Source organism: Aphanizomenon flos-aquae FACHB-1287, from assembly GCF_014698755.1.
GTDB classification, from domain to species: Bacteria; Cyanobacteriota; Cyanobacteriia; order Cyanobacteriales; family Nostocaceae; genus Dolichospermum; species Dolichospermum flosaquae.
In genome coordinates, this window is sequence record NZ_JACJTO010000034.1 from 36,928 (window position 1) to 47,185 (window position 10,258).

General features: G+C 36.2%; 9 protein-coding genes and 1 pseudogene. 6 read left to right on the top strand and 4 right to left on the bottom strand.

Going from position 1 to position 10,258, the window contains the following annotated elements; translation table 11 throughout:
• Window positions 1-76: 76 nt before the first annotated feature.
• Entirely contained in the window at window positions 77-289 is a 213-nt protein-coding gene (gene isiD / locus H6G44_RS15340; RefSeq protein WP_148761297.1) for a protein IsiD, read from the bottom strand.
• Window positions 290-435: 146 nt separating this feature from the next.
• Complete coding sequence (locus H6G44_RS15345) at window positions 436-1,062, bottom strand: alpha/beta hydrolase (RefSeq protein ID WP_190387390.1); 627 nt, start codon at window positions 1,060-1,062, stop codon at window positions 436-438.
• A 366-nt stretch (window positions 1,063-1,428) separates the two neighbouring features.
• Between H6G44_RS15345 and purH the strand changes: the two genes are divergently transcribed.
• Window positions 1,429-2,952, top strand: coding sequence for a bifunctional phosphoribosylaminoimidazolecarboxamide formyltransferase/IMP cyclohydrolase (gene purH / locus H6G44_RS15350; RefSeq protein ID WP_190387389.1), 1,524 nt, complete (start codon window positions 1,429-1,431; stop codon window positions 2,950-2,952).
• 634 nt (window positions 2,953-3,586) lie between these two features.
• On the opposite strand, the gene H6G44_RS15355 is transcribed toward purH, so the two are convergent.
• Window positions 3,587-3,967: a hypothetical protein gene (locus H6G44_RS15355; RefSeq protein ID WP_190387388.1), complete on the bottom strand. Its 381-nt coding sequence runs from the start codon at window positions 3,965-3,967 to the stop codon at window positions 3,587-3,589.
• A 763-nt stretch (window positions 3,968-4,730) separates the two neighbouring features.
• Between H6G44_RS15355 and H6G44_RS15360 the strand changes: the two genes are divergently transcribed.
• Complete coding sequence (locus tag H6G44_RS15360; RefSeq protein WP_190387387.1) at window positions 4,731-5,207, top strand: YbjN domain-containing protein; 477 nt, start codon at window positions 4,731-4,733, stop codon at window positions 5,205-5,207.
• Window positions 5,208-5,316: 109 nt separating this feature from the next.
• Window positions 5,317-6,042: a lipoate--protein ligase family protein gene (locus tag H6G44_RS15365; RefSeq protein ID WP_190387386.1), complete on the top strand. Its 726-nt coding sequence runs from the start codon at window positions 5,317-5,319 to the stop codon at window positions 6,040-6,042.
• 78 nt (window positions 6,043-6,120) lie between these two features.
• Here the strand turns inward: H6G44_RS15365 and H6G44_RS15370 are convergent, their stop codons facing one another.
• Window positions 6,121-6,384: a hypothetical protein gene (locus H6G44_RS15370; RefSeq protein ID WP_190387385.1), complete on the bottom strand. Its 264-nt coding sequence runs from the start codon at window positions 6,382-6,384 to the stop codon at window positions 6,121-6,123.
• A gap of 276 nt (window positions 6,385-6,660) precedes the next feature.
• Between H6G44_RS15370 and H6G44_RS15375 the strand changes: the two genes are divergently transcribed.
• The 3 genes and pseudogenes from H6G44_RS15375 to H6G44_RS15385 all read left to right on the top strand — a co-directional run.
• The gene (locus H6G44_RS15375; RefSeq protein ID WP_190387384.1) at window positions 6,661-7,500 is read left to right on the top strand and encodes a transcription factor RcaD; all 840 of its coding nucleotides are present in this window, start codon (window positions 6,661-6,663) and stop codon (window positions 7,498-7,500) included.
• Between the two features lie 58 nt (window positions 7,501-7,558).
• On the top strand, window positions 7,559-9,571 hold the full coding sequence (locus H6G44_RS15380) for an ATP-binding protein (RefSeq protein ID WP_190387383.1): 2,013 nt from the start codon (window positions 7,559-7,561) through the stop codon (window positions 9,569-9,571).
• 31 nt (window positions 9,572-9,602) lie between these two features.
• A pseudogene (locus H6G44_RS15385) lies at window positions 9,603-10,148 on the top strand (ribonuclease D); the annotation flags it as partial.
• Window positions 10,149-10,258: the final 110 nt, after the last annotated feature.

A 10,258-nucleotide genomic window follows, 5' to 3' on the forward strand; every position in this document is an offset into this window, starting at 1 on the left:
GGGTTAAAATCTCAATTATCTGTGATTTTAACTTCTCCTACCCAATCTAAAATCCAAAATCTAAAATTTAAAATTCTTAGGCTTCGTCGTAAGCTTCTAAATCTAAGAGGTGAATATAGGCTTCAACTAACTCTGGACGCTGAAAAGCAATTGCCCGCAGTAGATGCCAATCATTTAAACCCTCAAAAGCATTACTATAATTATCTAATTCCAGACGTGTAGCCAAATCCTGTACCTCTGTCGCTGTCATAGCAGAAATTTCTGTTTTGGAAATGCTTAGAGTTTTCATAATGCTTGCCCCTCCCTTTTGCAGCGCTTAAATTCAGCTGAGGGTGGAGTTGATTCCACCTTTACTATCTTACTCATTAACGAGCATTAAATTTGTAAAAATTCTTGTGAATTTCACCAGAATTTGAAAAATTTTTGTAACTAAAGTTAACCAATTGTGTTGACAACAAAAGTTCGTAGCACTTTCAACATTTGTAAATTAATTTCATGACCCATTTCAAATTCATGGTACTCCACTGCCACTCCTAGACCTTGTGCAACGTCCCTCGACTTAATTGCCGCTTGCAAAGGAACAACCTCATCCAGTGTCCCGTGTATAATCAATGTAGGCGGAAAATTGCCTTTATTTAGCGTTGCCACAGTAGGATGTAAATAACCACTCATTACTACCAAACCAGCCAAGGGTAAACTTAATCCTACATCTAAAGTCATTGCCCCACCTTGAGAAAATCCGCTCAAAATAGTGCGCGACAAGGGCACGCCCGTATTAGCTTCTAAAGATTGCAACCAATCTATTAACAGTTCCTTGCTTTCCGCTAATCCATCATACATATTTTCTGAGCGCAGATCATACCATGACCTACCATTATCACCATAAGGATAAGGATAAGGAGCATTTGGGAGTAGAAATTCATAATCAGGTAGGTTAACATCGGGAATTAAAGATGCAACATCTTCGGCATTTGCACCCCAACCATGTAAAGTAACAATTAAAGCCTTTGGTGTTTGTTTTGCCGGTGGAGAAACCCTAATAAAATCTAATACTGGAGTCATGGCTAATTGAGTTAAAAATTAATGCAGATACAGTATACTGTGTCCTAATCCAGTACACATTTCCAAACTTTTTTAACCCTTCTGGATGTTTTCAAAATAAAATCATATAGGTTTTCCTAGTCTAATGAAGTACAAAATTATCTGTGTTCATCTGCGTTTATCTGCGTTTATATAATTACATATAATCTTCTAGACTTTACCAATTATCACGAAATTTTGAACAAATTAGGGCAGATTCAAACAATAGCCTCCTCAATTATTTTCACCCCGGCTCTGAATCCGAATATTTTTAATTTTTAATTTTTAACCCCCTTTCGGTAGAATGTTGTTCTGTTTGCAATTTAGTCCAAAGGAATTTAGAGGATTATGGCGCGTTTAGCCCTGTTGAGTGTATCTAATAAAACTGGTGTAATTGATTTAGCCAGAAGTTTAGTTGAGGAATTTGGTTTTGATATTATCAGCAGTGGGGGAACAGCCAAAACCCTCAAAGATGCAGGAATACCAGTTACTAAAGTTTCTGATTATACAGGTTCACCAGAAATTTTAGGCGGTCGGGTCAAAACTCTTCATCCTCGCATTCATGGCGGTATTTTAGCACGGCGGGATGTAGAACAAGATATCACAGACCTGGAAAATAACCAAATTCGTCCCATTGATTTGGTAGTAGTTAATCTTTATCCATTCGCGGAAACCATTGCTAAACCGGGTGTTACCTTAGCTGACGCAGTTGAACAAATTGATATTGGCGGTCCTGGGATGTTAAGGGCTTCATCAAAAAATTACGCCCATTTAACGGTATTATGTGATCCTACCCAATATAACGAATATTTAGAAGAATTACGCCAAAATGGGGAAGCGTCCCTAGAATTTCGCCAAAAATGCGCCTTGAAAGGATTTTTGCATACTGCTAACTATGATAATGCCATTGCTGCCTATTTAGCGGGTATACAAGGATCAGAATTGACAATTTCTGGTACACAACTCCAATCTTTACGTTATGGAGAAAATCCCCACCAAACTGCTACCTGGTATCAAACAGGAAACACCCCCACAGGTTGGACAGCGGCCACCAAACTACAAGGTAAGGAACTCAGCTATAATAATCTGGTAGATTTAGAAGCTGCACGGCGGATAATTACCGAATTTACCGACAGTCCCGCAGCCACAATTATCAAACATACCAATCCCTGTGGAACTGCGGAAGCAGCCACAATTTTTGCCGCTTATCAAAAAGCCTTTAATGCTGATTCTATATCGGCTTTTGGCGGAATTGTGGCTTTAAATCGTCCCATTGATGCAGCTACAGCGACAGAATTAACAAAGACGTTTTTAGAGTGCGTAGTTGCCCCTGGTTGTGACGAAGAAGCCCAAGAGATTTTAACTAAAAAAGGTAATGTCAGAGTCTTGATTTTACCAGATTTGCTGGCCGGACCCAAAGAAATTGTCAAAGCGATCGCTGGGGGGTTTTTAGTCCAATCTGCTGATGATATCATTGCTGACCCTACTCAATGGCAAGTAGTTACAGAACGTCAACCCACACCCAGCGAGTTAGCAGAATTGCTGTTTGCTTGGAAAGTGTGCAAACACGTTAAATCTAATGCTATCGTGATTGTGAGCGATCGCACAACCTTAGGTATTGGTGCTGGACAAATGAACCGTGTCGGTTCGACAAAAATCGCTATCGAACAAGCTGGAGAAAAAGCCCAAGGAGCATTCTTAGCTAGTGACGGCTTCTTCCCCTTCGATGATACCATCAGAACCGCAGCCGCAGCCGGAATTAGTGCCATTGTCCAACCAGGAGGAAGTCTCCGCGATAAAGACTCTATTAAAGCCGCTAATGAACTCGGTTTACTCATGGTTGTCACTGGTATAAGGCACTTTTTACATTAGTCAGTTGTCGGTAGTCAGTGGTCAGTTGTTGGTGGTCAGTTGTCAGTTGTTGGTGGTTAGTTGTTTTTTACCCCTTAAAAACAATTTCCAAAATTGTTGGTTTAGGTACTTGCCATTTTAAGAAAAGAGTGATAAATTATATTTGTGTGTGAGGAGCAAGTTTAAAGAACGCCTGGGGTGGAAACACGGCCACACTCCCAGGCGTTTTTTAATGGCAAAAATTTCACTACGGGTATCATAGAACAGTAGAGATATTTCAAAAAACACCTCCACAACCGAAAAATAATAATCTCACATTTTGGCAATTTGGCAGATAACCATTTTAATTTCCAGCTTTAATGGAATATCAACAGGGTTAAAGCAAAACAAAAGCTGTTTTGATATGGGGATTGATCCCAGCACTATAGACTTATAGACCAGATGGTAAACAATAAATAGGATGTTGTTAAAGACACAAAAATGTTGCGACCTTCTAAAAGTGGCCATTGGTAATAGATTAACAACCATGGGTTAAGAAGCGCCAAGAAAATATATAGTATTTTGTTGATTTCCTAGTGAACAAAACTGTAAACGTAGAAATTAACTTGAAAATGCTGAAATTTTCAAAAAAGATGACAAGTTAATAATTTACCTATTAATCAAGAAGCATTTGAGAGATAATGGCATCAGCTTGTAATCTCTTATAAGTTAAATGTACTAGGTTAGCTTCATCCAATTGTCCACAAATGTAACAAGCTAGACTAAGAGCATCTAATAATATTAAAGTAGTAATGCCTTCTGCTGCTAAAGATAATATATAGTCAGAAACGCCATTGGCACAGGTTTTTGCTGGCATCAGGATCAGTAGTAACCGTAAACAATCTGCTGAAGCCATCATCCCATCTAACTCATGGGTACGGGTAGCTAATTGAGCAATACCCAGAACAATTTGATTAGGAGAAATACCCTCTTTCATCAGTAGAGTAAAGAAAGAGGTTAAATGACATGGTGTGCTGTGATCAAGTTGAATATTCATAGTGCTTGCTAAAATCAGTGTAACAATAATCGCAGATTTTTTGACTAATCCGGAAAAATCTCCAAAAACTTTTGGGGTTTTTTGGTTTTTTAAATAATATTCCAGAATCTTGTGATAGATGCCACCCCAAATTTTTAACTTAAGTTTTAATCAATCGTTGTCTGTTAGATAACTTCTGATTTAACTCCTATTTCCCTGTCTCTTGATGCTGTATACCAGCAAATTGTTATTTTTACATCATTTTACATCTTGTAACACTAAACTATTCAGGTTTTTGATAACTGAAATATCAAATTAGTAGTTTATGTAACCGACAGCAGGATTTTAATGATGTAAATTGAGTCAGATGGTAAAGCAAAGTGTAAATAAAACAAGAATTTAAAATGGGTGGAAGTGTACCCAGTAAGGGTTTTCGGTTTTGAGGTTCACTTGCTTGACTAGGCTTTTGTTTCTGTCTCATTAATGGGACAAAGCGGATCATAAATTTTTAACCTTTCACCTCCTGTTGATACCCAGAGAGAGTAAACCTGATTTACGTCTAATTGTTCTAGATGTAAATGCCTCAAACCGGGAAAAAATAATGACGAATTTTTAGTTATTTTTTGTCTATGGGACAATCATAGGGCTATGTTAGGGCTGTCAGTATAGCTATAATTTTCATAGATACTTTATTAATTTGGACGACGGGTAGGGTAGATTCTGGTATTTTTGGTAGCATAATAATAGGTTAAGGCAGTAACTGTATTATGAAAAGAAGATTTGTATGGCCAGCTACTTAGAAACCCAATCTCCAGACGAGTTAATAGATGAACTTCAGGATACCACAGCGCCGAATCATGTAGAAGTGATTGAAAATGTGATTAATACCCTGGCACAAGATCAAAGTGCAATGGTTAGTCATGGTGCTGAGGGTGGATATCTGTGGAAGTTCCAGTATGGTAGTGTAGAAGTATTTGTACAGTTGACGGGAACTACTGATGAAGATACTATTACGGTTTGGTCTGCTGTCTTGACGTTACCTGTTCAAAATGAAGCCCGATTAACACGATATTTATTAGAATTGAATTGTGTTAGTACCTTTGAAGCTCGTTTTGGAATTATTGATAATCAGGTAGTGGTGATTTCTACACGCACTTTAGCGGAGTTGTCTCCAGGAGAGGTTTCTCGAATCATTACTATAGTTGCAACTATCGCTGATGATAATGATGAATATCTGCAATCTGAATTTAGTAAAGTTTAGGTATTGCACTATGGTAGTGTAAATTATGTTTCATGCCACAATTTTGTGGTTTGCATACATAAGAATTGCTGTAACTATTTTAGTATTTTAGCCTGGGGGTTGACTTTTAATGCCTGAGCAGCGGGTGTGGCGACTTATTCCGATTTTAGCGGCTTCTGGCTCTGTCCAGATGGCTATAGACCGTTGGTTATTAGTGCAGCATGAGTCGGGAAATTGTCCACCAACCTTACGTTTTTATACTTGGTCTCCCCCGGCGATTTCTCTGGGTTATCATCAGGGGAAATATCCCGAATTTTGGCAAAATTTAATCTGGAAGGGGGAAAAACTGGATTTGGTGCGTCGTCCTACTGGTGGTAGAGCGGTTTTACATCAAGGTGATTTAACTTACTCTGTGGTGACTTCTGGACTACGGGGAAATACTCTGGAGGTTTATGCAAAGATTTGTGAATTTTTGATGCAAGGATGGCGATCGCTTGGTATAGAGTTGTACTATGGTCAGGCTGGACGCGGGTATATTCATAATCCTAATTGTTTTGGAACGGCTACTGGTGCAGATTTGGTTTTAGCAGATGGTTCTAAACTCATTGGTAGTGCCCAATTACGGAAAGGTGGGGCTGTTCTTCAACATGGTTCTATACGATTAAATCCAGATGTGGATTTGTTTATAAAAGTATTTAATCAGGAGTTTTTTGATCCTATTCAATTTCCAGAAAGTATTAATCAAGAAACAATTATTAAGGCTTTAATAGAGGCAGCTTGTGATTGTTTTGCTATGGAAATAGAGGTAATACCTTTGTCTGAAAATGAGTGGAATTTGATTTTATCATATTGTTGATTAGGGTCAGTTTTTGGACTACCCTAAGTTTTTTTCTCTCGCGGAGACGCAAAGGCGCGAAGAGAGGTCTGGTTTATTTTAGTTTTTGTCTTTGGTATGATGTTTACTTTTTAGATTGTTATGTTTTATTTGCAGTTCGTACCATTCGTTTAAACAGTATTCTGACCAACAAAAACAATATTGATTCCAGCAGAAATCACATAATCCTTGTTCTTTTGTTTGATTATTGTTTGCTGATTTTTGCAGTAGATAAGTGCGGGGACAATGGCTGTAATTATTCATGATTTTACTTGGTATATGGGGTAATATTTTTGGATAATCTATATCTAAAATATGATACATATAAATCTCGCTTTTTGTGGAAATTATTGACTATTTGTATAAAATATTTTCAGAAGTATATATTTTTTAATACTCAGTTCTACTTATGAATAAGGTCGAGACTAGGAATTTGAGGATACAGAGAAATAGAGAAAATAGGAGTTTGGGAGATTGTGCGTTAGTTGCGAAGGTAGACTTCTCTTTAGGGAGTAATAAAAATTTGCAACATATAATCTATGAAAATCATGTACATTGAGTTACTATGGGAGAGGTGTCAAATACAGCAAGATTACCCGCATGGATACAAATCAGTTAAAGTTTCTATTAAAGCTGTTAGGATGTGCTAATTATCGTACTGGCTTTAGTTCTAGCACTTTTGATGTTTTTAAAAGCGAGAAAAACAAAATTTGTCGAGATTTGGGGGAATTGGAATATGTGGACTATTCCCGTGAGGTTGCTACAGTGAAAATTTTACCTGCTGGTCAAGCACTATTAAAACTTGACTCTACACAGTTACCTATTGATAATAAAGAACTCAAGGTACTGGAGAAAATAGGTAAAAGTTCTGGAAAAATAGCCCCTAGTGAAATCAAAGTTTCAGCACTAAAATCTGATGAAAGAGAGGCAATTTTAACAGCTTTGAATGAACGAGGTTTAATTGCTATTGAAATTAAGATGAAAAGGCTTAAAGCTGACATTTGGTTAACAGAAAGAGGTATTGAGTTTTTGCAGGATGAATATGTTCCCAATAAAGGTAATAATCCTGTTATTAGTTTAGATTTGCTGGGTAATTATGTGCAGTTTTTACGGAAGAATTTGCGGGTTAAGTTAGAACAAGTTTCTACTTTAGTTTCTGATATTAATAGCAATATTAGTGATGAAGAAATTTTAGAGACTATCAAGAAATTAGATCGGGAATTGGGTACAGAGAATTATTTACCAATTTTCCATTTACGACAAAAATTACAACCACCTTTATTACGAGATGATTTAGATCAGGCGTTGTATAGATTACAAAAAAGTGACAAAATTGATTTTAGTACCTTACAAGAATCTAGTGCTTATACACCAGAACAAATTGACGCGGGAATTCCTCAAAATATTGGCGGACAACTGTTCTTTCTCATAGTTAATTAACAGGTTTTCCAATATTTTTCATTTTTTCATTACTTCCTCCTCTCACTCACCTATATCTATGACAGACATTAACGACATTATTAAACGCGAGGTCAACCCTTTTGACATCGAAATGAAACATCTAGAGTTTTGGGCTGACGAAGAAGACTCATTACTGATGGTTGAGTCAATTCATAAAAATGCAATCATAGAAATTGAAGAATTACTAGATTTAGTGGGTCAAGATCATCGTAGTCGTACAGTTTTACTAGAAGGTGAATCTGGTTCTGGAAAAACTTATTTACTAAGACGAATTAAACGCTCATTTAATAGCAAAGCCTTTTTTGCTTATATTCTCTGTGACTGGCCTGATAGTACCCACATTTGGCGGCATATTTTACGTCGTACTGTTGATAGTTTAATTCAAGTTCCCGAAGGGGAAAACGAATCACAGTTAATATTATGGCTAAAAAGTTTAACGGCGTTTACAAAACGCGATATAAAACAACGAATATTTAATGATAGTTTTTGGGAAGCATTACAAAGTAATCGGCAAAAATTTATCAAGCACCTCAAGGATAGTTATAAAAAAGCAAGTATTTATAATCCTGATATGTTTTTTGGAGTGCTGCATGATCTGGCAAATCCAGAATTATATGATTTAGCTTGTGAATGGCTCCGTGGTGATGATTTAAATGAAGATTCTATGAAGGAAATCAAAGTTAAAACCTGTATTGATACGGAGGATGCTGCTAAGAATATCTTGGCTAACTTTGGCAGAATTTCTACGCAAACCCAACCCATTGTTTTATGTTTTGACAATTTAGAAACTATGCCCCAATTACCGGAAGGTCTTCTGGATATACAACCATTTTTAAATGTCAATACCACAATTCATGGGAATAATTTAAAAAATTTCTTGGTGATAATTAGCGTTATTACTAATAATTGGAATCGGCATCTTGACCGAATTTTCCTAGCTGATAAAGTAGGAATACATAGAAAAACTAGGTTAAAAGATATTACACTAGAACAAGCAGAGGCACTCTGGAATTATCACTTAAAACCATTGCATCAACTAGCAAATCCCAGCCCTGAATCTCCTATTTTTCCACTAAATCGGGAAATGTTGGAGAAAAACAACCCCGGTAGTAAAACTAAACCTAGAAATGCACTAACTCTAGGTCGTGAGGAATATCAAAAATATAAACTTTCATTAGAAGATATCCTTCCTCCACCACCACCTCCAGATCCAACTCAAGCAGAATTTGAATTATTATGGCAGCACGAATATACAAAAAGTCAGGGGAAAATTACCAAGATTTCTCTGTTATCATCACCTGATTTAATTCAGATGTTGCAGCAGTCTATATCTAGTTTAAAAATGCAGGGAGTTAAGACTAAACTCTTAAGCGGAAAGTATGCTAGTTATTCCTTGAGTTATCAACATCCTACCAAGCGGGAAAAATTGGGCATAGTTTGGACAGAAGACTCAAATATGACCAGTTTTTATCATATAATGAATGCTTGTCAAACAGTCCTTCAAAAAAATCTCTGTCAAACTATGTACTTGATTCGTGGTGGGGATTTAGGAAAACCAAACATGGCTGGAAATCAACTCTATAGACAGATTTTCACTGATACTAATCATGTTCATATCAAACCAAGTTTACAGTCTATTCACTATTTGGCAACATATCAAAGTTTGGTAAATTCTGCCAAATCTCAAGAATTGGTAATTGGTGGACAAACGATTAATTTACAAAGATTAGAAACTTTAATTAATGAATATGAGATATTGAATCAATGTACTTTATTACAAGATTTGGGAATTGTTTCTAAACCAAATCCAAAGCCAAATGGTAAGGAAGGAAAAGATTTAAGACCTGTTAAAAATTTCCTATTAAATCTAGTCAAAACTCAAGCATTTATGGGAGTAACTACTTTAATTTCACAAGCAGTTAGCCAATTTCCTGATGTGAAAGAAACTGATATTCAACATTTAATTGATCTATTATGTCAAGAAAGGAAAGTTAAGATTATGAATCCAAAAGCTAAATTACCAGATCAATTAATTTGTTTAATTGCTTAAATTCACTTGTTTTTTATAAGATGATCAGCCAATGCACTACCTGACAGAAGCTTCTGAAATTTACAAGCAAATTTCCCAACTGTCCCTATCTAAAACTCTATGGATAGATACGGAAATTGCTGACTGGTATACTGATAAACCAAAATTAGCACTAATTCAGGTATTGGCTAATTATACAGACTTAACTGGTGAATCTGCTTACATTTTTGATGTTTTAGATAAACCTGATTTGGCTGTATATTTCATTAACCAAATTATGGTTAATCCGCAAATTGAAAAAGTTTTTCATAATGCTGGTTTTGATTTAAAATATTTAGGTAAGGAACTAGCCCAAAATGTCACTTGTACTTTAAAAATAGCGAGAAAAATCACCAAAGAAGTTTTAGAAACTACCAACCTAAAACTAAAAACTCTAGCTGCTGAACTCTGTCAATTTTCTCATGTAGACGCAGAAGAGGGAAGCAGTGATTGGGGAAAACGTCCCCTGACTCAAAAACAGTTAAACTATGCAGCTATGGATACTGTTTATCTCGCTGCTGTTCATTATCGCTTGCTTGAAATATCCAATCCTGATGCAGAAGTGTTGAATGTTAAGAAAAGCCTGATAAAAATAGCCAAAAATATGTTAAATTTTGGGCGAAGGATTAAAATATTTTGATTAACCATGATCATAAACTCATTTCCCAA

Excerpts from the sequence above, each read along its gene's own strand:
- H6G44_RS15360 (WP_190387387.1), top strand. The coding sequence starts at position 4,731 with ATGGCCAGCTACTTAGAAACCCAATCTCCAGACGAGTTAATAGATGAA.
- H6G44_RS15375 (WP_190387384.1), top strand. The coding sequence starts at position 6,661 with ATGGATACAAATCAGTTAAAGTTTCTATTAAAGCTGTTAGGATGTGCT.
- H6G44_RS15365 (WP_190387386.1), top strand. The coding sequence starts at position 5,317 with ATGCCTGAGCAGCGGGTGTGGCGACTTATTCCGATTTTAGCGGCTTCT.
- isiD (WP_148761297.1), bottom strand. The coding sequence starts at position 289 with ATGAAAACTCTAAGCATTTCCAAAACAGAAATTTCTGCTATGACAGCG.
- H6G44_RS15370 (WP_190387385.1), bottom strand. The coding sequence starts at position 6,384 with ATGTATCATATTTTAGATATAGATTATCCAAAAATATTACCCCATATA.
- H6G44_RS15355 (WP_190387388.1), bottom strand. The coding sequence starts at position 3,967 with ATGAATATTCAACTTGATCACAGCACACCATGTCATTTAACCTCTTTC.
- H6G44_RS15380 (WP_190387383.1), top strand. The coding sequence starts at position 7,559 with ATGACAGACATTAACGACATTATTAAACGCGAGGTCAACCCTTTTGAC.
- H6G44_RS15345 (WP_190387390.1), bottom strand. The coding sequence starts at position 1,062 with ATGACTCCAGTATTAGATTTTATTAGGGTTTCTCCACCGGCAAAACAA.
- purH (WP_190387389.1), top strand. The coding sequence starts at position 1,429 with ATGGCGCGTTTAGCCCTGTTGAGTGTATCTAATAAAACTGGTGTAATT.